The following is a 21,225-nucleotide window of genomic DNA, read 5'->3' as shown; positions in this document are numbered from 1 at the left end:
AATTAACCTTAATTCGCTTTACTTTGTTCTGGAATTTTTTTCCATGCATCATCACGTAAATACACAGGTAGTGCATGTTCAGCATCAACCCATTTTTTTTGTACAGCATAAATTCGCGCAATGGTTGCAATATCCTGCGCAGTTGCTCGAATTTCTGTTGCAGACGTTTTTAGAATGGAAGCCTCTTGCGAGTCTATTTGACTTGGCTTAATCAATTCTGAACCTGAGCCAATCGCCGTAAATTTACGATATGCGGTCGCTTGTTCAAAATTTAATAATTTTTCTTCATCGACAGCATGCATAATCCCATCTTCATCTAGACTAAAATTAGCAATATAAACTTCTTGCATACGCGCATCTAAAACAGCTGTAACCTGCTGTAATCCTGTTAAACGATATGCAGCTTGCGCCAACGCTTGCAAACTTGATACAGGAATAACAGGTAAATCTTGTGACCATGCCAAAGCTTGAGCAACCGCAGCATTAATACGCACACCACTAAATGAACCTGGCCCACGACTAAACGCGATTGCGGTTAAATCGGCTAACTGAGTTTGAGTTTGCAGTAAAGCGTGCTCAGTTAAAGGCAAAATCGTTTGGGTTTGTGCTTTTGGTCGCTCATCTAATTGAAAATAGAGTTCTTCAACATCATCAATCAATGAAACAGAACAGTGCTCATTTGCAGTTTCCAATGCAAGCAACTTCATGCAAAAACCTTAGCTTAAAAGAGATAAAAAACGTCGAGTATCATACCCCACTCAAGCGCCCTAAGCGAGTTATTGGCTTTTGCTAGATACAAAAAAGCCAAGTCTATACTTGGCTAAATTTAAATCGAGTTTAGCTTAAAATCATTCGAAGCTAAATTCTTCCAATGTTAAGAAATTTTTATAATGTTCCGCATAATGTAAAGCACTCAAGCGTAACCGTGCAGCGCCATGCTCATCTAATGTTTTGATCACTTTTCCTGGTGACCCCATAACCACAGAATTATCAGGGATAACTTTACCCTCAGGAATCAATGCATTTGCACCGATAATACAATTTTTACCAATCACCGCATTATTTAAAACTACAGCATTGATACCAATTAAAGAATTATCTCCAATTGTACAGCCATGCAACATTGCTTGATGACCGACTGTCACATAATCCCCAATATTCAGTTCAATACCTGCATCAGTATGTAAAACTGCATTCTCTTGAATATTCGAGAAATTACCAATCCGAATTTTACAGTTATCAGCTCTTACAACCGCACCAAACCAAATACTGACTTGGCGACCTAATTCAGCTTGACCAATCACCGTTGCATTCGGTGCAATCCAGCCATCCCAAGGTTCATGTAATGCTTTAGGGCTCAATCCCTGATAAGTGTACATCATGACAAAATACTACTCTATTTTAATAAGACGTGATTAGAATTTAGATAATCCAAAATGAGGAGGATTAACTAAAAAAGGCCATTTTTTTTGATGTCCTAGCCCATACTGAAATAATGATACTAACATTCGAGCGGTTAAGCCCCATACGATCTCATTTTCAACCTGCATACTCGGAAAATAAATTGATTGTCGAGCTAAACGCACTTCATAGGGTAAAGGCGGTGCATCAATTAGCTGCTGCAATGGTGCAAAAAAAATACGATCTATCTCTGTAGGTTGCGCAATTAGATCTACTTCTGCGGGAATTAATCCTACAATCGGTTTCACAGATAAACCACTACGCGCACGTTGTATCGGTAAATCACCTAACAGTTTGACATCGAAAGGATTAAGTGCTGTTTCTTCTTGTGCTTCACGTAAAGCAACTACAATATTACTGGTATCACTTGGATCACGCTTTCCTCCGGGAAAAGACACCTCACCTGCATGTTGAGATAAATGGATTGAACGACGTGTGAGTAAGACCTTAGGTTGCTGTTCTTGTGTAATTGCAATTAAAACCGCTGCATCAGCTTGTTGGATTCGTTTGGAAAAACGCAACCGTTGTTGTAAAAGCTGTATTAACGATGGTTCTTCCATATGACTCATCTCTTTTTCTCATTTTCCTTACAAATCATCATAACTGAAATTTCAATCACAATCATAGATCATGATGCGAAGTGATAAAAATTCAGTTATGCTGAGTTATCTCTATGGTTGATGATAATTATGAGCTTTTGCGTTGCGTGTGGACATCAAACTGAAGCAAAAATCCCGCTAGGCGATCATAAAACACGGCTTGTCTGTACACACTGTGGCAATATCCACTATGAAAATCCGAAAGTCATTTGTGGAGCATTAGCCATTTGGGATGACAAAGTTTTACTTTGTCGACGTGCTATAGAACCTCGTTATGGACTATGGACACTCCCTGCGGGTTACATGGAATTATTTGAAACCATGGAGCAAGGCGCTGCACGTGAAACACGTGAGGAAGCTGAAGCCGAAGTTGATATTGAACAACTATACTGTATGTATAATATTCCACGTATCGGGCAAATTTATGTTCTATTTAAAGCACAATTAAAAGATGGTGTTTTTGGAGCTGGAGAAGAAAGTCTCGAATGCCGTTTATTTGAAGAACATGATATACCATGGACAGAACTCGCATTTCCAAGTGTAGAACAAACTTTAAAACATTATTTCTCAGATCGTAAACTAGGATTATTTCCTTCTCATTTAGAAACATTAGGTACACGTTTAGATCATACAGGTTAAATAAAAAGACCGCTTATCGCGGTCTTTTTATTTAACTCTTATTTTATTTTAACAGCTTTACATGCATTTAAATTTTGATCCGCTAGTTGAATAGTCACTGGACCAGTCCAGCGTTTAGCCATTTTACGATCTTCGTCTGTTGGTTTAACATAATTATTTTTATCCGTATCCTTTAAATTATCGTATAGATTTACATACACACCCTGATAATAAGCATAAGTGTTTGACCAATATACTGTACTACTTGTCTCAGTAAAGTCAGTTAATGTTATTTCTTTTTGTGGGGCATCACTTAATAAATTGTGAATATTAATTTTAGCGCCACCAATAGCTTTAATCGTTTCATTATAAATAACACCAACATTTAATCCAAACATAGCACCATTTAATACACCAAATTTTGGATTAGATAAAATTGCTCGGACAGATACTGATTTACTTGTAGGTGTAAAAGAGGTTGCTCCTGTAGAGCCTATACGATATTGAGTTTCTCCAAACTCATCAGTGATCGTCCCATCTGAATTAATAGATTGGATTTTTGCACACTCTCCGGACATATCACTAGATGTAGAATTTTTACGAATATCAGTTCGGATATCACCATTCTCGTCAATTACAATCCCTAATTTAATTTTTTCTGAGTCAGGAATACTATTATCAGAGAAACCAAATATTAGAGTCGCATATAAAGGGAAAATATATTTTTGATTTGTTTTTACATTTGCACTGGTTTTAAAAACATCTTTACCTAAGTAACTTGGTGGGTTTGCTTTATAAATTTCTAAACTTCCATTATAAGCTCGACTATCTATAGCTTGCTCCCATTGCCCCAAATGTGCTGTATTTACTGAGTCTGTATCTTTAACATTTAATAGCAGTCTATAAATATATTCTGTCCCAGGGATTGTATGACCATTAATCAACTTACCTTGCTTAAATTTTAAGTCTTCTGATGGGTTAGTTGTCAAAGCAAAACGCAGCGGTTGGTTAGAGTTTATTTCACGATTAATAGGATTCAACCACGTATTTTGAGGATTAATTTGTACTTTTTGAGCTTTGACTTTAGTAATTAATACAGATGGTGGATAAAGTTTACCCTCTATAAAACTTGCAGGACCTCGCCATTGTTGGCCTGTTCCTATTGTATATCCTTGTCGATCTGTAAGTAAAAAGACTTCCCCCATCGAATGTATAAGGTCATTACCTTTATCAGGATTAACACAATCATTATAATTTAATTGATTACAACCAAAAAAGCCATCTGGAGTCTTAACTGAAGGTGTAATTGTACCCGCCTTTAAGAAAGGTATTGTTGTTTGCCATACACCTGCATTAGATAAATTTAAGAGACGCTGAAGCAGCACCATCGCTTGTTCATCTGTTACATTACTAACATTCAACCATGGCTTTAATATATCAACATAAGATCCATTACTCAGTTCAGCAACACCAATATCTTTAGTTAATTGAGATAATAGATCTTTCTTTTCGTTAGTAATCTGAGTAGGTTGAATATCCCCCAAAGCATTATCTTCTTGCTCAAGACCAATACTATGGAAAATTTTTATTAATGCTATCGCTACACGAATAGTCTCATCATTTGGATCAAGTGCTGTTGGCATTTTTCCTGTTAATGCGCTTGCTAAATCAATGACTCGAAGGCGTGGTACTGGATACCTTAAGTCATTAATCTTAGAAATATCATCTAATTTCACAATACCAAGGTTAATTTTCCTAGCATCTTTACCTTGTATATAAAAAGTTGCAGTGTCGCCTAATTTACAAGCTCCCCCAACAGCATTTGAATCAAGTTTAGTTGCAAAGTGATTTGCCTTATCGCTACTACAATCAAAATTTAAACCAGAAATAGGATAATCCATGGCAAAGGGTAGACAGTCACTACTTGTAGGCGTACAACTCGTACTAGTTGTTACGCCACTAACCCCTTTATTTGGATCTTCATTAATTTTTGTACTCTCGCCTCCACAGCCTTGTAATAATGCTACTAATGTCGTTAAAGCAAAGGGTAAGAAAATTTTGTTATTTGTCATGGGTTCATCCTATTAATGCTTACTGTAAAGCAGCAATCTTAATCTGTCCTTGATTTGAAAGTTCCTGCTCTGGAACATCCACGGCTGATGCTAATGGAGTCATCATCATATAATAACTTTTAGGCGGTATCTTAATTACACCTTGAAGGGCTGCATGTTGTAATAATGTTGCTGGAATCTTCTGATTCTTAAATCCACTCACGCCTTCTAATATACAACCAGACTTATCTAAAAAAATCACTAAAGGCCAATAATATGTTGGTTTATCAGTATTAGATGCATAAGAATCAAATTGCATATATTGAATATTTTGATCAAGCTTAACTAATTCATATTCAAATTTTTCTTTTATAGGTTTACGAGGCCATAAGCCAATTTCTTTTTCAGGGACTAAACTCTTGATTGTTTTATTTTTACTATAACTTTCTAAGAAACAACGATCATTCTCAAATGCCAGAGATAAATCTTGTGCAGATAAACGAACATAATTATTAGATAAAGTAATTGAATTTAGACTCTGGTTTGATTTTTTTAACATTTTATCCAGAATTGATCGACTTACACCTTTTTTGCGCTCTATCGTCTCTATACGTCCTGTACCATCAGGCATACTATAAAAGCGCTTTTTACCCTCTAAATTAAATTCCTGATCTTCTAAATATTCATTATTGACATATTCAATACCATCTACTTGTATGAATGCAGATGAAGCAGATGAAGCAGATGAAGCAGATGAAGCAGATGAAGCAGATGAAGCAGATGAAGCAGATGAAGCAGATGAAGCAGATGAAGCAGATGAAGCAGATGAAGCAGATGAAGCAGATGAAGCAGATGAAGCAGATGAAGCAGATGAAGCAGATGATTCTGCCTCAATAGTAGTTAGACTTTTACTAGCAACATTTAATTTTGGTGTTACCTTTTTATTAGTATTGGCATCAATTATTTCTTTTGAATTATTTATAAAATTTTGAGATTTTGGTTGATTAACTACTTCAGAAGCTAATTTTGATTCTGAAGATGATTGCATTTTAGCTGTATTCTTAACAGCATCTTGCTTAGACATTGGTATTGTTGGTAAATTTAAATTGACATTATTTCTAACTGGTAGATTTTTTTCTGATGCTGCCGAAGAATCAACATGAGTAGAACTTATAACCTTATCTGTTCTATTCTCATTTTCTGTTGGTTTTTTAGGAATAATCATTGGTCTTCCATCAGGGCCAATAATTGTATAAAAACCATCTGCATATACAACCGAAGTACTTGCAATAACAGTAATAATTACAGCTATTGCAAGCTTAGATTGTTTCAATATCATAGTCGTTAACATTACCATTTTGTTCTATAGTTGATACCAAGCAAAGTTACCTTAGTATTGGTTTTAATATCTAAGCCTGCATATGGATTTAATAAAATATTATCAACCCCTGTTTTATTTGCAAGACTACTAGTATTTGCAGGAATATCATCACGACTGCGTAAGAAGCCAATTGAAAGATCTAAATCTGTATCTTGATCAAATCGATAACCGACACCTAAACCAAATAATTGAGCATTATTAATAGGTACCATCGTATTTCGTTTATCGTCAGGAATCGAACTCGTGCGAGGCTCATAACCCATGCGTAACTTCAATCGATCAGTTGCAGAATACTCAAAACCGATTCCCCAACGCCAAGATGATTGAAACTTTAAAGGTAAAGCTAAAGAACGATCCGTCACATCAGCAGACAAAAGTTTAGCAACCTTTAATAATGATATTTGTCGATCAAATTCAAACTTAAACTTATCCCACGCAGCGAAGTCGGTCCAACCGAGATCAAAATTCATTTGCAAGTCGGGAAATATTTTATATTTTATACCCGCTTTAAAATGTTGTGGATATTTAAAATCCATGGCAACTAAACCAGATTCCACATTAGGAACATACCCAGGCAAGCCAAGAATTGCCGCAAGAATTTGACCAGTTGCTGACGAATTTAAACCAGCTACGAGTTGTTGTGGAGCTGTCGCATTATTAATTAAATATTTACCTCGCAATCGCATTTTAGCTTCACTTTGATAGACCATACCAAAACTAAAATCATCGGTTGGCTCCCATAATACGCCCAAATTATAACTTGGACTTAATGATTGCTCTAAAGATACATCCATTGCCCCCATTTTACTAAACGGGTTCATACCTTCTTTGGCGTTACAAATACCAAATAATAGTAAATCGGTGATAATATCCCCATTATTCTTAAATGGAGTACATACCACTTCATCTACCATTCGCAATACACCAATCATTTCATTTGGAAAGCGTAGATCCGTTTTAAGTGCGATCGCTTGGTAAGACATACCAAAGGATGCACCAACTGATAAATGATCATTCACTTGATAGCCAAAAGATGGGGATAAATAGGTAATACGCTCTAATGCAACTTGTTGACCCATATAATTACTTGGATTACCATCTTCTGCGCCAAAACCTGCAACTAATGGTGCGTACATAGCTGTCGCATAGGTTACTTTGGAACCCGGTGGCTTATAAGCAATCGCAGCAGTTGGTGCGGCTAATGGAGAATTAGGTCCTAAATCTACGATTTTTTTAAGAATCGGTACATAAATACTTGCGTATTCAACGTCCCCGTGAACTGTTCCTTTAAAGTCTGTACAAATTCCAGTTCTAACTTCTGGTCCATCATTACAAACCAATGGATCATCGGAATAACCAAAAACATTATAACCAGCAGGAGCTGAATACTCACGTTGAATAGCAAAGTTAGCTAAAATACCTTGCACATCAGTTTGTAACCCATCAATCTTAGCTAATGCTGCTGGATTAAAATGTACAGCACTAATCCCTGGTGGATCAGCAGTAACTGCATTTCCTAATGATAATGAACGTAAATCTACAGATAAGTCCTGTCCTAATTGTGCGTTAGCAATATTAGATAAGCTAGCTAAAAAAATTGCTGCCGTTAAAGGACATAATTTTAGGTATTTCACCATTACATCTCCTTAACGAACTTTTTTGCCAAAACCTATAATATCGAGTGGGAAAGATAATCCTAGAGATACATCAGGAGCATCTTCCGTTAAACCAATACCAACTGTACCATTGACAATTGTTTCAGGTGAGACTCTAACTCCTAAGGCAAAAGAAAGCATCGCACTACTTTGATCAGCCGATTTATAACTTTCATCATTCTTGAAGTAGAATTTTGCACCAGTGTTAAAACTTTGCTGATAGGACATTGTGAGTGATACGTCGTAGTTAAACGAATATGCAAATCCGAATGAAAAACCACCACTTAAACCTGGATCAAAACTTTCCAACACTCTGTTTCCGCGTAATTGGTTAAGTCCAGATTCTTTCAGACCATAGTTCGCCGATACTGAGCTAAAAAGCACAACAGGATCGATGTATTTGCGAGTACTTGCACCAAAACCAACAGAATAATAACCTTTACCAGTTGACAGCTCATCAATACCAATTTCATAAGGACTATCACCAGTTTTAGTTGATAAATTACCAAATAAAACCAACGGAAGACGCCCTTGTTTTAAAGGAAACGGTTCCCAACGAGCTCCAAAAGAAATATCACCTAAACCTGCGGCTGTTTTTTGCTGTAATAAATCTTTTTTTGCTATGAGAGGAATAGATGCTGATAAGGTCAAGTTATCAAGTAAACCATATTGTGTCGTAAATGTATTTGTAAGTGTATGGTTTGCATCTTCTTCAACACGTAAGCGTTGTAAAGCACTTGTACTATCGCCTGTAGCAAGATCTAGTCTACTATCTCGATAGTATGTGTAATCAATGTCATAATAAGAAGAAATAACGCCTTTTTTTATCAATGAATATTGACGTTCGTTAGATGTAAATACTTCTTGTAAATTTGTTTCTTTAGTCGCATCACCTTCTTGCTTTTGTAATGCATTTGCTGCTTGTGTTGCTTGACTTTCACCAGCTTTTACATTGGAGTCATCTTTCACTGCATCTGTAGCTTGATCTACTTGCGCTGTTTGTTCGGTTTGAACTTCCGTTGATTTCTGTTCTTCAGCATAAAGTGTTGTTGTAATCGCACTCATACTTAATGCCAACACACTGATGTTCATCCATGGACTTTTCATTTTGCGTTACATCCTATTAATACATTAATTTTAATGATTTCTAAATTACTTCCGCTTGTAATATAAGCGCATAAAAGTCGTAATTGGTTGATTGTAAGTAGCGGAAGTAGGGTCTGCATCTAATACTCGGCGCATTGTTGATGCTTTATCGGCCATACGTTCAAACTTTTGTGTCGGGAACTGAATTTCCGCAAGAGCATATTTATTAACAGTTGCATCTTCTACATGGCGCATATCTGAGTCTTGCAACGCTAATAAGTTTTTACGATACTCTTCCGGAATATCTACAATGAAAAGTGTATTATTATCCCAAATCTGTTTAAAGCGAATTTCATCAAAACTAATATTGCCTAATGATGGATCAGCCACATAAACTCGACCATTTTTATATGCTTTATATACAACAAAATGTTTAAAACCAGCATAAGTAATAGGAACAATTGCAGGCTGTTTTAAACTGGTTAAATCTGAAAACTCCCCTCGATACCCACCACTATTCAACCCAAGTGCAGTAACAAATCGCTTCATATCTAACAGAGAAAAACTACGGCGCTCAATAATACGCTGATACTCACCATACTGAAGCAAACCTGTCATCGTTTGTTGTTCAGTCAAACGTAAACCACCATAGCCATTTAACAACGTAGTTAATGCTGCCGAGCCACAACTATAATCATACGCCTGACGTACAATTCCTCGAAATTGATCTTCTATAGCAGGTTTAATTGTGACCGCCTCACGATGATTACGTGTAAAAGAAGGATTACGAGAATCTAAGGTCTCTGTATAATATACAGTCCCCTCTGGTTTTTTTTCTATTTCGAAGGCTTGCGTTGTAAAGTAATACATCAATGCTGAGCCTAAAGCGATCTCTAACATAAGTCTCTTTTTCTAACAGTGGCACAACTTGCCTTATTCATTTTATTTTAGTGTCCGTAAACACCTCATCCCTGCATGTTGAAGATACCTTTTTTTATAAAAAAAAACAGCTTTTTTTTAGTTTTTTTTGACGAAATGTATTTTTTAATAAAAATTAGTTGCCATTAAGTAATTTATTGTACTCTAGCAAAATTATTCTAAGTTTTAGAGCATAAAAATACTTATTTCAAATAAAAAAAGCGCAACTAGTGCGCTTTTTTTTATTACAAGATTAGTGACCAGAAATAGTGATCATAGAACCTTGAACATTTGCAGTACCGTTGAAGTAGTAAGTTTGTAAACCTTGAACTTCTACATCACCAATTGAAGCCGCTGCTTGGCTACCTAAATGAACACCTTTGATGTACATATCAGTTTTAGGTGTAGTAGCACCAGAACCAGTGATAATACGTAAGTAACCGTTATTAGTGTCTTCTTTACCAACAACACTTACAGCAGCATTCACTGTTAAGTTTGCACCGCTAGCATCTGAAACTTTGATGCTATCAAGGAAAATTTGACCTGCAGCACGGTTAGTAGCTGTACCATCACCGTTACCAGTTTTTGTAGAACTATCAACAATACCTAGGTTTTTAATCTCTAAACCACCTTGCATAGTTGTATTTAATACAATCATCGCACCTTGTGGAGCAGCACCTAGCTGAATATTTGCATCCATTTTACCAGTTTTGATTGTTAAACCAGATAAAATTGCGTTGTAGTTAGTTGTATCATTACCACGACGAACTGTAGTGCTTGCTGCATTAGAGCCAGACACACCAATTTCACCGATGTAGATATCTAAACCAGAAACAGCTGCTGCAACGTTAAGGAAAGCACCATTTGTACCAGTACCAGCATCTGTATCAATTGTAAGGTCAGCAAGGTTATGTGATGCTAAAGCACGAGTATTATCAACAGTAGTAGCATTCAACATTGGAGCTGTAATTACAACACCTTTAGTAGCAGTAAGACCTGTACCGTTTCCTTGAATTACAATTGCACCAGCAGTACTAGTACCGCCTAATGTAGTATTTGTCAAACCATCGTTATCGTGAATTAAAACTTTATCAATTTCAATTTTAGAAATACCAATACCAATATTGATACCGTCTTGACCTGTTGCAGCGCTTAGTGCAGCATCATCCATTGACTGCATAGCCATTGCATTCGCGCTAATCGCCATTGAAGAAACTAAAGCTAGTTTAGTAAACATTTTCATTGAGCACTCTCCCAAGAGCATTTATTTTTTGACTTTCACTACTCTAAACTGTCCACGGTCGTTTTTTTCTTAATGACAACTTGAACTTCCAATCCTTGAGTAGTTCGTTTAGCAAGTACTAAATTACAGGTTTGTTATTTTATGTTCAACTAGTGTTAATCGATTTTTATAAATAACCCGACAAACGGCGTGATACTTTTTTCGTGCATCACTTTAACTTATATGCTCTAACATGTGGAAAGCACTATAATTTTTCTAATCGGCATTTTTAGAAAATCATAGTCAAATATCCAATTTTGACCTCTTATTATTCGCCCAAATCACTGCAAAATGTAAACAATTGCTCTTTCTTAAATCACTGTATGAAAATTTCAACTTGTTTTGCAATTTCAGTGGATAGAATCACGATATATTTCACAAATATTTTTCAAGCTTTTATCTATAGGATAAATATCAGTAGAATTTAGATGATTGTAGTACAATTATATTTTCCAAATGTATATGAATGTATTTTTGTTATATGTCTCATTTTCAGCAAAAACTTGACACGCAACTCACCTCTGCATTTGACCTTCTTATACAACTGAATGAACTAACCGGTTTAGTTTATTTATATGATAATCACACCCCGACAATTGGTTTTTTGCCTCAAGAATTCTTAGTATTAGAACAGTCAGAACTAAAAAAATTTTATAAAACTCAATTTAATAAATATAAGAATGAACAAGCAACCTTGCCTATTAGCGATTTTTTAAATTTTCAAGCCAATTCAGAAAATTCAATGAAAACTACTTTTAGCGGTGGATATATTGGCTTTTTTAGTTATGACTATAGTGCAAATCAATTTATAAACATGGTTTCACGAAATCAACCCAGTTTTTTCTTAGGTCTATATTCGACTTTTTTAAAGTTTCAGGATGATGCTTGGTATTTTTATAGTGATGAAAATGAAGCTGAAAGTATTTATCAAAATGTCATAAATCTACTCAATCAATCAATCAATATTCAAAAAACACCTTTCTCATTATTAGAAAAATGCTATCCGCGCTGGTCTAAGCAACAATACCTACATGCATTTAATCAAGTACAGGAATATATCAAAGCTGGTGACTGCTACCAAATTAATTTAACTCAAGAGTTTATTGCAAAAACACAAGGTTCATTATTAGATCGAGCACAGGATTTATGGGCGCTCACCCATGCACCTTATGCTGCCTATCTCAAGATAGATGATTTTGAGCTACTCAGTTGTTCTCCAGAGTTGTTTATCGAATTTCAAACAAATCGAAAAATTAAAACGCGGCCAATTAAAGGTACAATGCCTCGTTTTGATGATGCTGAGCAAGACCAACAATCTAAAGATAAGCTAAGCCGCTCTGAAAAAGATCAGGCTGAAAATGTGATGATTGTTGATTTACTTCGTAATGATTTAAGTGTTTATGCAGAAACAGGATCTGTAGAAACTACAAAACTTTTCGAAATTGAAAGCTTCAACCAAGTTCATCATATGGTCAGTGAAATCACTGCAACCTTAAAAAAAGAAGTAAACCCTATGCAAATGTTATTGTCCGCCCTTCCGGGTGGTTCAATTACAGGGGCACCGAAAATTCGCGCTATGCAAATTATTGATGAATTAGAAGGTACTCCACGTGGCGCATATTGTGGAAGTTTGGGTTATTTTAATTTTGATGGAACAGGTTGCTGGAATATCTTAATCCGTACTATTCAAAAATATCAGGATCAATTATCGATGTGGGCAGGTGGAGGCATCACCATCGCCTCTGATGCAGAAGCTGAATATCAGGAATGCTTTGATAAAATTTCTGCCATGCTTGATTTGCTCAATACATGGCAAAAATCTGAGAACTAAATTTTTCTACAAATTATAAAATTTGCGTTTTAAGCGTATCCACTAGACGTTGATTTTGTTCATCTGTACCAATTGTAATACGTAAAAATTGATTAATCCGTGGCTTATTGAAATAACGCACAATCACGCCCTGCTCACGCAATTGTTGAGCCAGTTGAGCAGCATCATATTCTAAATGTGTGGCAAAAATAAAATTGGCTTTCGATGGCAATACATCAAAACCTAAAGCCGTGAGATCACCAACTAATTTTTCTCGACTCTCAATCACTTTGGCACATTGCGCTTCAAAATAAGCTTGATCTTCAAATGAGGCTACCGCCGCGGCAATCGCAAAACGATCAATTGGGTAGGAATTAAAGCTATTTTTTACAGCTTCAAGTGCTGCAATCAAATGAGATTGAGCAATCGCAAATCCAACACGTAAACCAGCTAATGAACGTGATTTAGATGTTGTTTGGCAAACAACTAAATTTTCGTAACGATTGACCAATTGTACCGCTGACTCTGCACCAAAATCGACATAAGCTTCATCAATCACCACGACTCGATCAGGATTTGTTTTAAGTACTTGCTCAATCTGCGCTAATCCTAATGCAATACTGGTTGGCGCATTCGGATTGGTAATGATGATACCGCCATTTTCCTGTGCATAATCACAAACATCAATTTCGAACTTGTCATTCAATGGAATCTGCTTGGTTTTCGTTGCAAAAAACTGGCTATAAACAGGATAAAAACTATAGGTAATATCTGGGTAGAGGATTGGCTCTTTCTGAATAAAAAAAGCCTTAAAAATATGCGCTAAAACTTCATCCGAACCATTACCGACAAAGACTTGAGCAACATCAACATGCTGCTGTTTAGCAATTGCCTGCTTTAAAGCGGTCGCATCTGGATCTGGATACAAGCGCAAAGCATCGGCTTGGTGAGTTAAAACTGCTTGAACAGCTTCCACAACTTTAGGTGATGGTGGATATGGGTTTTCATTGGTATTAAGTTTTAGTAAGTTCTGAATCTTAGGCTGCTCACCTGGTACATATGGCTCAAGTTCACGAACTTCTGGACTCCAAAAACGCATTTGTTCAGTTGTAAACGTCATTGTTCTACTCTCATATATCTCAAAAAAGGGGCTTCTATCAGCCCCTATCTATTCTTCGAATCGGTTATTGATAACGATAGCGTGCCGAGCGTGCATGGGCATCAAGATTTTCTTCAACTGCCAACACATCTGCTGTTTTAGCCAAAGTTTTAACGCCCTCTTGCGAGCACATAATTAAACTTGAACGCTTTTGGAAATCATAAACGCCGAGCGGTGAAGAAAAACGCGCTGTACCCGAAGTCGGTAAAACATGATTTGGACCTGCACAATAATCACCGATCGCTTCAGGCGTATAACGCCCCATAAAGATCGCACCTGCATGACGAATCTCTTGGCTCATTAATTCAGCATCATCAAGACATAATTCTAAATGCTCTGGAGCAACCTGATTAATCAGTTTAATCGCTTCCGCACGATCCTTTACCAGTACCAACGCACCACGATTTTGAATCGAAGTTCGAGCAATTTCTGCTTTTGGCAATTCACTTAAATGCTTTTCAATGGCTGTTTCGACAGCATTTAAAAGTGCTTGATCTGGCGTAATAAAAATGGCTTGTGCAACCGTATCATGCTCAGCTTGAGACAATACATCCATAGCCAACCATTCAGCATTATTTTCCCCTTCGGCATACACCAAAATTTCCGAAGGCCCCGCGATCATATCAATACCCACCTGACCAAAGACTGCACGTTTGGCTGCTGCTACAAAACGGTTCCCCGGTCCTGTAATTTTATCGACAGCTGGAATGGTTTGCGTTCCATAAGCTAACGCTGCAACGGCTTGAGCACCGCCAATAGTAAATACACGGCTTACCCCTGCTAAATATGCAGCTGCTAAAACCAATGGATTCAATTCACCATTCGGCGCTGGAACCACCATGATAATTTCAGGAACCCCTGCTACATGTGCTGGTAAAGCATTCATAAGTACAGATGATGGATAAGATGCTAATCCACCAGGAACATAAATCCCGACGCGATCAAGTGGCGTGACTTTCTGACCTAAGGTATTACCCAGATCATCAACATAAGTCCAACCTTCCTGCTTTTGTGCCTGATGGAAAGAACGAATACGTTTTGCAGCCAATTCTAAGGCTTCACGAATTTCTGTGCTTAAGCCTTCAAATGCAGTTTTAAGTTGAGCTTGGGTCAGTTCCAAATCCGAGAATTGATGCGCTGGATGTCGATCGAACTGTTGTGTTAATTTAAGTACATGTTCATCACCATACTGCCGAACATCAGCAATGATTTGGTCTACAGTTTGTACTAATTGAGGATCATTCACAGTTTCAAATGCTAAAAGTTCAGCAAATGCCTGTTTAAAATTTTGATCCTGAGTCGATAAACGTCGCATCAATTTACCCACAAGGCGAATAAGAGAAAGCTAAGTTTACTCTTTTTCAACATGCTTGTGGGCAAGATAACATCAGCATTTCCACCTGCTTTAATAGAAAAAATCATTTTTAGGTTTAAATATTTTAAATTTTATGTATTTAAGTTTGGATTATCCCAATCTCCATCATGCTGTATTAGCCAATTCAAAGCACCATGACGTTCCACAACAACTGAAGCATTTAAATTTTCAGGCGCATCTTGTTGTTTTAAACGAGCATCATTTGAAAGTAAGACATTCTTTCCCTTAATTAGAAAATTAAGCGATAAAAAAACCGTTCAAAAGAACGGTTTTTTTGAATCATCATACAAAATCATACTGAACGTAATTTCACAGCTTCTTCAAGTTGCGTCAAAATTGGATTTAACACGGCTTGTTTACGTTTAAAGCTCGCTTTATTGACAATTAAACGAGAAGAAACTTTGCAAATTTCTTCTAATGGCTCTAAACCATTGGCACGTAAAGTATTACCTGTATCGACCACATCGACGATGTAATCACCCAACCCAACCAAAGGTGCAAGCTCCATCGATCCATAAAGTTTGATCACATCAACTTGTTCACCTAAACTTGCATAGTATTGACGAGTAAGATTCACGTATTTGGTTGCAATTTTTAAACGGCCTTTCGGACGTTCCATGCCAACCTTACCAGCAGTCATCAATTTACAATTTGCAATTTTTAGATCAAGTAACTCATACACATGTTGGGCGCCATGTTCCATCAGCACATCTTTACCCGCTACACCAAAATCTGCTGCACCGTTCTCCACATACGTCGGTACATCAGAAGCACGAAGAATCAAAATACGTACTTTTTTATGTGTAGTTGGGAAAATTAATTTACGTGATTTATCAGGATCTTCTAATAAATTAATACCCGCATTCTCAAGTAAAGGTAATGTCTCTTTTAAGATACGACCTTTACTGAGTGCTAAGGTTAAACCATGATCAAAATTACCCATTACATCAAAATTTGGATCATCGTTTCTTAAGTCATTCATCCTTTTACTCGCTTAATCTGAGCACCTAAACTTTGTAACTTTTCTTCAACTTGTTCATACCCACGATCGATATGATAGATACGATCAACTAAGGTTTCCCCTTCTGCGACTAATGCAGCGAGAACAAGAGAAAATGATGCACGTAAATCAGTCGCCATTACAGGAGCAGCTTGCAATTTATCTACACCAGTTATGACTGCATCATGCCCTTCCACTTGAATATTTGCGCCCATACGTGACAATTCAGGAACATGCATAAAACGATTTTCAAAAATTGTTTCTGAAATCGTTGCAAAACCACGACCAATCACATTGACCGCCATAAGCTGTGCTTGCATATCAGTTGGAAATTCGGGATGAGGTAAAGTTCTAAAGCTCACAGCTTTAGGACGTTTACCTTGCATATCTAGTTCAATCCAATTATCACCACGGGTCACTTCTGCACCCATTTCTTCAAACTTATCCAATACTGCTTCTAACAATGCTGGGTCCGTATGCGTGGTTTTAACTCGACCACCTGTAATTGCAGCAGCAGCTAAATATGAACCAGTTTCAATTCGATCAGCAACAACCGCATATTCACAGCCATGTAAACTTTCAACGCCTGTTACAACCAATGTATCTGTGTCTAGACCTTCAATCTTGGCACCCATTTTAATGAGCATTTGTGCAAGATCAGTAATTTCAGGTTCACGAGCAGCATTACGAATCGTGGTCACACCATCAGCCAATACAGCAGCCATCAAGATATTTTCAGTGCCACCAACAGTGACCATGTCAAAAATAACTTCGCCACCTTTTAAGCGACCATCAACAGAAGCATGGACATAACCATTTTCAACTTCAATCTGCGCACCTAAAGCTTCCAATGCTTTTAAATGCTGATCGACAGGACGTGAACCAATCGCACAACCACCAGGTAATGAAACTTTAGCATTCCCATAGCGAGCCAATAGTGGACCAAGTACCAAAATTGATGCACGCATAGTTTTCACAAGTTCATAAGGTGCAAACTGATTATCTAATGTTGACGCATCCGCACGAACCGTATCTCCTTCATAGCTCATTGTAACGCCTAAGCCAGCAATCAGCTTCACTAAGGTGTTCACATCTTTTAAATGAGGTACATTCGTTAAAGTAATCGGAGAATCTGCAAGAATCATTGCAGCAAGTAAAGGCAGAGCTGCATTTTTAGCACCAGAAATACGTACTTCGCCTTCGAGCTTAACACCGCCCGTAATTAAAAATTTATCCATTAATATTTAAGCTCCGAAAAGGCTTGCTTTGCGCCATTCGTCTTTTGTCATTGCGCGAATCGTAACTGCATGCACTTCACCACTTGCGATATAAGAGTTTAATGGTGCATATACGGCTTGTTGACGAGTAATCGTACGTTTGCCATCAAACTGATCATCAACTATTCGAAGGTCGAATTTCCCAGCTTGGCCACTCACTGCTACTTCTGCTTCAGGGAAAGCTTCTTTTAAAATTTGCGTGAGCTGCTCACTATTCATTACTAGACCTCTTATACAACCATGGCGTCAAACCATACATTTTACTATAACTTTTTCAGATAATTCAGTAAGCCGTTTCTTTTTTTATCGATAAAAAAAAGAGGCTATTTGCAAAGCCTCTTTTAATAAAAAAACTTAAGTTAAAATTGCAAGCTCATGTTGATAAGAACACTGTATTTTTCTATGTTTTGCAAGCTGTCTTTTCAGTTTTTCTGTTAATTTATTAATCGAAGTATACATATCATCTGCTGTCGCCTGCGCAAACAGTTCAATCCCCGGTAAGCGAATAATCGCCTCAGCAATATGATTAGAGCTCCCTTTATGAGAACGTCTATCAATTTGATGATCTTTAGCCAATTTGATTTGCATACTATTCACTTGATCTAGATGCTTAGTCATTTGACTAAATTTCATTTTTATATTTTCTTCAATAGCAGGCGTAATAGTTAAATGGTGTCCACGAATCGTTATTTGCATAATTCTATCCCTCACCTTTTTCTAAGGATACAAAGAATCGCCCAAGCAAATTTAATGCATATTAAGATTCAACATTCATTAAATCATTTTAGCGATTCCTTTAGTGATTATTGAAAAATTCATTATTTCGTCATAATGAACGCTTAGAATAGTCACACCTTGAAATTTAGATCAAGACTTTTCTTTCTGAAGACGATGGAATATGTAACGATTCGCGATATTTTGCGACTGTACGTCGAGCTACTTCAATCCCCTCATCTTTCAACATTTCCGCAATTGCATTATCAGACAAAGGCTTACGCGGATTTTCATTCGAAACCAATTTTTTAATCATTGCCCGAATCGCAGTTGAAGATGCCTCACCACCTGTTGTCGTTCCAACATGACTTGAAAAAAAGTATTTCAATTCAAATAAACCACGTGGCGTAAGCATATACTTATTGGTTGTTACACGTGAAACAGTAGACTCATGCAATTCAACTTCCTCCGCAACATCACGGAGAACTAAAGGTTTCATCGCCTCAGGTCCTTGTTCAAGAAAAGCTCGCTGATGTTCCACAATACAAGTTGAAACTTTGAGTAATGTTTTATGTCGTTCGTCTATGCTTTTAATAAAATTTTTCGCCTCAAGCATTTGATTACGTAAATAAACATTATCATCACTCTGATCAGCACGACGAATCATATTTGAATAAAAAGAATTAATCCTTAATTTAGGCATAACATCAGGATTAAGCTGGACTTGCCAATGCTGATCTTTCTTGGAAACCACAACATCAGGAACTTGATATTCAGATTCTTGTTGGCTAAATTCTAATCCTGGATATGGTTTTAATGTTTTTAATAAATCAACAGCACCTTTCAACTGCTCTTTAGACAAACCTGTTTGTTTTAATAGTTTATTTAGATCATTTGCTATTAATAATTCATAATACTTCAGTAAACACTTTGCTTCAGCTAAGTATGATTTTTTTTGATCTATGACTTCTAATTGGATCTTTAAACATTCTGCTAAATTTCGAGAACCCACTCCAATTGGATCTAAACGTTGAATATGTTTTAAAACAACAATAATTTCATCTTCTTCAACCTCATCAGCACTCTCCATTTCCTGTAATAGCCGAGTAACTGCAAGCAAAATATCATCTAATTCAGCATCTAAAAACCCTTTATCATCTAAAGAATCAACGATGCAATAAGCAATTAATTTATCTACTGTGGAAAAATGTAATAAATTTACTTGCTCTAAAATGTGTTCTTTTAGGCTCAATTGAACTTGACGATTATCCTCTCGTTCCTCATATTCTGGCGACGCTAATGCAGTTGATTGATGTGTATAAATATCATCCCATTCGGTATCAACAGGCAAGTCATTTGGTAAATGGTCTGCATTAAGTTCAGTTGTTAAATCTCCTGACTCATTGATCTCTGAAGTAGATAAACTTTCTGTTGTATTATTTTCTTCAATTTTTTCCAGTAACGGATTACTATCTAATTGAATTTGTATTTCTTGCTCCAATTCCAAACTAGAAAGTTGTAGTAAACGAATTGCCTGCTGTAATTGAGGGGTTAACGATAAACTATTCGCAACTTTCAACCCTACAGATAGCTTCATACTAAAATCCCTTTTTAAACAAGCAAAAAACATGCCTGCAAGAAGATTTATAGCATAAAAAAATACAGAAGCCTATAGAAAAGGTATCTTTACCTATTTTTCTTTTTCATTCTGATGGTAAGTAGGGTGATAAAGCTCATCAAAAAGTGTCTTAATTGTTAAAATTAACGTAAAAAATAAATATCTTTCCCACCCTCCTTTTAGCTAAGAGGATAAATTTATTATAATTAACATCGATACGCTAATAAATGATAATTTTCTTACATTTTTTCACCGACACATAAGAATAGATTCACCCCCTCAACTTCATGTAGTATTGCTTTCTCCAGTCCAGATAATTAAAATCTCGATTATCTATATTTTTCAACTCTATACTATAGAATGCTCTTAATGCTATCTCAAAAGGAGTCTCATGATGTATGATCTCTGCAACCTGAACCATAGTATAGCGATATAATAATTTATGATAAAACTCATTTGCTATTCTTTCCGCATTTTTTATATCCTCAGAGAATATTAAGCTTACTTCTTGAGCAACCCTTTCTAATAAATAAGGTATATCAGATTCAATTAAAAAATCACTGTACCGATCTTTCAACACCTCCTCAACTATTGAATGAAATATAAATTTTGGTATATATTTTGGATTAGTTGAAATAAGTATTACCTCACCTTTATCCTCCAAATCTTTAAGTACTTGATCTATTTTTTCTATATAATTTTGATTATTAATTGCTGCTGATTCATTTACTAACTGCATTTTTTCATCTATATGAGGAATGGATCTTCTTTCAAATACAACCTTCTTTTTATGTGGTATTCTGGTTTTTATTCTTTCTCTACGATTAATATAAACACAAATTTGATAAAAAACACATACACAAAATATTGTGAAAATTAAAAACATCATGTCGATACTTTTCCTCATACTTATTTTTAAATGTACCATAATTCTAAATTTACGATGTTTTCTACGCTATCATTTTTTAGTCTATTTTCCCCAATAAAAAACACCCCCTCAGCATTAGCGGAGGGGGTGTTTTAGAATTAAAAGCTGGCGATGACTTACTCTCACATGGCAAACGCCACACTACCATCAGCGCTAAGAGGTTTCACTTCTGAGTTCGGGAAGGGATCAGGTGGTTCACTCTTGCTATTGTCGCCAGCAAACTGTTTATGGATACTTGCTTTGGTCTTATCTATGCCAAGGCTTTTTCCAAATGAGTTATTAACGGATTAGAT

Annotated in this window: 19 protein-coding genes, 1 rRNA gene and 1 pseudogene; 2 read left to right on the top strand and 19 right to left on the bottom strand. The window is 36.4% G+C overall.

The features are described 5' to 3' along the window. Positions 1–8: 8 nt before the first annotated feature. The 3 genes from tsaB to O1449_RS02630 all read right to left on the bottom strand — a co-directional run bounded on the left by tsaB (position 9) and on the right by O1449_RS02630 (position 2,030). Positions 9–707, bottom strand: coding sequence for a tRNA (adenosine(37)-N6)-threonylcarbamoyltransferase complex dimerization subunit type 1 TsaB (gene tsaB / locus O1449_RS02640; RefSeq protein ID WP_269239082.1), 699 nt, complete (start codon positions 705–707; stop codon positions 9–11). A 141-nt stretch (positions 708–848) separates the two neighbouring features. Continuing rightward, entirely contained in the window at positions 849–1,379 is a 531-nt protein-coding gene (locus O1449_RS02635) for a gamma carbonic anhydrase family protein (RefSeq protein WP_269230401.1), read from the bottom strand. Between the two features lie 36 nt (positions 1,380–1,415). Further along, the gene (locus O1449_RS02630; RefSeq protein WP_005218190.1) at positions 1,416–2,030 is read right to left on the bottom strand and encodes a CoA pyrophosphatase; all 615 of its coding nucleotides are present in this window, start codon (positions 2,028–2,030) and stop codon (positions 1,416–1,418) included. A 120-nt stretch (positions 2,031–2,150) separates the two neighbouring features. Between O1449_RS02630 and O1449_RS02625 the strand changes: the two genes are divergently transcribed. Continuing rightward, positions 2,151–2,699: an NUDIX hydrolase gene (locus O1449_RS02625; RefSeq protein WP_269229648.1), complete on the top strand. Its 549-nt coding sequence runs from the start codon at positions 2,151–2,153 to the stop codon at positions 2,697–2,699. 38 nt (positions 2,700–2,737) lie between these two features. Here O1449_RS02625 and filF read toward each other — a convergent pair whose 3' ends face one another. From filF to filA, 6 genes are all read right to left on the bottom strand, one after another. Continuing rightward, positions 2,738–4,750, bottom strand: a complete 2,013-nt coding sequence (filF, locus tag O1449_RS02620; RefSeq protein ID WP_269239081.1) for a putative pilus system protein FilF — start codon at positions 4,748–4,750, stop codon at positions 2,738–2,740. Positions 4,751–4,769: 19 nt separating this feature from the next. Further along, on the bottom strand, positions 4,770–6,068 hold the full coding sequence (gene filE / locus O1449_RS02615; protein WP_442865333.1) for a putative pilus assembly protein FilE: 1,299 nt from the start codon (positions 6,066–6,068) through the stop codon (positions 4,770–4,772). 11 nt (positions 6,069–6,079) lie between these two features. Continuing rightward, on the bottom strand, positions 6,080–7,744 hold the full coding sequence (gene filD, locus O1449_RS02610) for a putative pilus system OmpP1/FadL family transporter FilD (protein ID WP_171249222.1): 1,665 nt from the start codon (positions 7,742–7,744) through the stop codon (positions 6,080–6,082). Positions 7,745–7,756: 12 nt separating this feature from the next. Then, on the bottom strand, positions 7,757–8,872 hold the full coding sequence (filC, locus tag O1449_RS02605) for a putative pilus system protein FilC (RefSeq protein ID WP_269239079.1): 1,116 nt from the start codon (positions 8,870–8,872) through the stop codon (positions 7,757–7,759). A gap of 45 nt (positions 8,873–8,917) precedes the next feature. Further along, positions 8,918–9,751, bottom strand: coding sequence for a putative pilus system C39 family peptidase FilB (filB, locus tag O1449_RS02600; RefSeq protein WP_046740010.1), 834 nt, complete (start codon positions 9,749–9,751; stop codon positions 8,918–8,920). A gap of 271 nt (positions 9,752–10,022) precedes the next feature. Continuing rightward, positions 10,023–11,012 (bottom strand): putative pilus system protein FilA, encoded by a 990-nt coding sequence (filA, locus tag O1449_RS02595; RefSeq protein WP_269239078.1) that lies wholly within the window; start codon positions 11,010–11,012, stop codon positions 10,023–10,025. A gap of 520 nt (positions 11,013–11,532) precedes the next feature. On the opposite strand from filA, the gene pabB reads away from it, so the two are divergent. Continuing rightward, positions 11,533–12,882 (top strand): aminodeoxychorismate synthase component I, encoded by a 1,350-nt coding sequence (gene pabB, locus O1449_RS02590; RefSeq protein WP_269239077.1) that lies wholly within the window; start codon positions 11,533–11,535, stop codon positions 12,880–12,882. Positions 12,883–12,895: 13 nt separating this feature from the next. On the opposite strand, the gene hisC is transcribed toward pabB, so the two are convergent. From hisC to rrf, 10 genes and pseudogenes are all read right to left on the bottom strand, one after another. Then, on the bottom strand, positions 12,896–13,981 hold the full coding sequence (gene hisC / locus O1449_RS02585) for a histidinol-phosphate transaminase (protein WP_269239076.1): 1,086 nt from the start codon (positions 13,979–13,981) through the stop codon (positions 12,896–12,898). Positions 13,982–14,045: 64 nt separating this feature from the next. Beyond that, complete coding sequence (gene hisD, locus O1449_RS02580) at positions 14,046–15,335, bottom strand: histidinol dehydrogenase (RefSeq protein ID WP_269239075.1); 1,290 nt, start codon at positions 15,333–15,335, stop codon at positions 14,046–14,048. A 131-nt stretch (positions 15,336–15,466) separates the two neighbouring features. Continuing rightward, positions 15,467–15,595: pseudogene (locus tag O1449_RS02575) on the bottom strand (DUF4272 domain-containing protein); the annotation flags it as partial. A 92-nt stretch (positions 15,596–15,687) separates the two neighbouring features. Then, a complete protein-coding gene (gene hisG, locus O1449_RS02570) occupies positions 15,688–16,377 on the bottom strand; it encodes an ATP phosphoribosyltransferase (RefSeq protein WP_087536792.1) in 690 nt (229 codons plus the stop codon). Next, entirely contained in the window at positions 16,374–17,633 is a 1,260-nt protein-coding gene (gene murA / locus O1449_RS02565) for a UDP-N-acetylglucosamine 1-carboxyvinyltransferase (protein ID WP_269229639.1), read from the bottom strand. Before murA ends, hisG begins: the two co-directional genes overlap by 4 nt. A gap of 6 nt (positions 17,634–17,639) precedes the next feature. After that, entirely contained in the window at positions 17,640–17,891 is a 252-nt protein-coding gene (gene ibaG, locus O1449_RS02560) for a BolA family iron metabolism protein IbaG (RefSeq protein ID WP_004663844.1), read from the bottom strand. A gap of 135 nt (positions 17,892–18,026) precedes the next feature. After that, complete coding sequence (gene hpf, locus O1449_RS02555; protein ID WP_005158799.1) at positions 18,027–18,368, bottom strand: ribosome hibernation-promoting factor, HPF/YfiA family; 342 nt, start codon at positions 18,366–18,368, stop codon at positions 18,027–18,029. A gap of 166 nt (positions 18,369–18,534) precedes the next feature. Then, the gene (locus O1449_RS02550; RefSeq protein ID WP_269239074.1) at positions 18,535–19,983 is read right to left on the bottom strand and encodes an RNA polymerase factor sigma-54; all 1,449 of its coding nucleotides are present in this window, start codon (positions 19,981–19,983) and stop codon (positions 18,535–18,537) included. Between the two features lie 292 nt (positions 19,984–20,275). Then, complete coding sequence (locus O1449_RS02545; protein WP_269239073.1) at positions 20,276–20,893, bottom strand: hypothetical protein; 618 nt, start codon at positions 20,891–20,893, stop codon at positions 20,276–20,278. 142 nt (positions 20,894–21,035) lie between these two features. After that, positions 21,036–21,150: ribosomal RNA gene (gene rrf / locus O1449_RS02540) — 5S ribosomal RNA — on the bottom strand. Positions 21,151–21,225 lie beyond the last annotated feature (75 nt).

Origin of the sequence: Acinetobacter sp. TR3 (assembly GCF_027105055.1) — a bacterium.
GTDB lineage: Bacteria > Pseudomonadota > Gammaproteobacteria > Pseudomonadales > Moraxellaceae > Acinetobacter.
The sequence above is the reverse complement of the archived record's forward strand: the minus strand, read 5'-3'. Positions and strand labels throughout refer to the sequence as shown.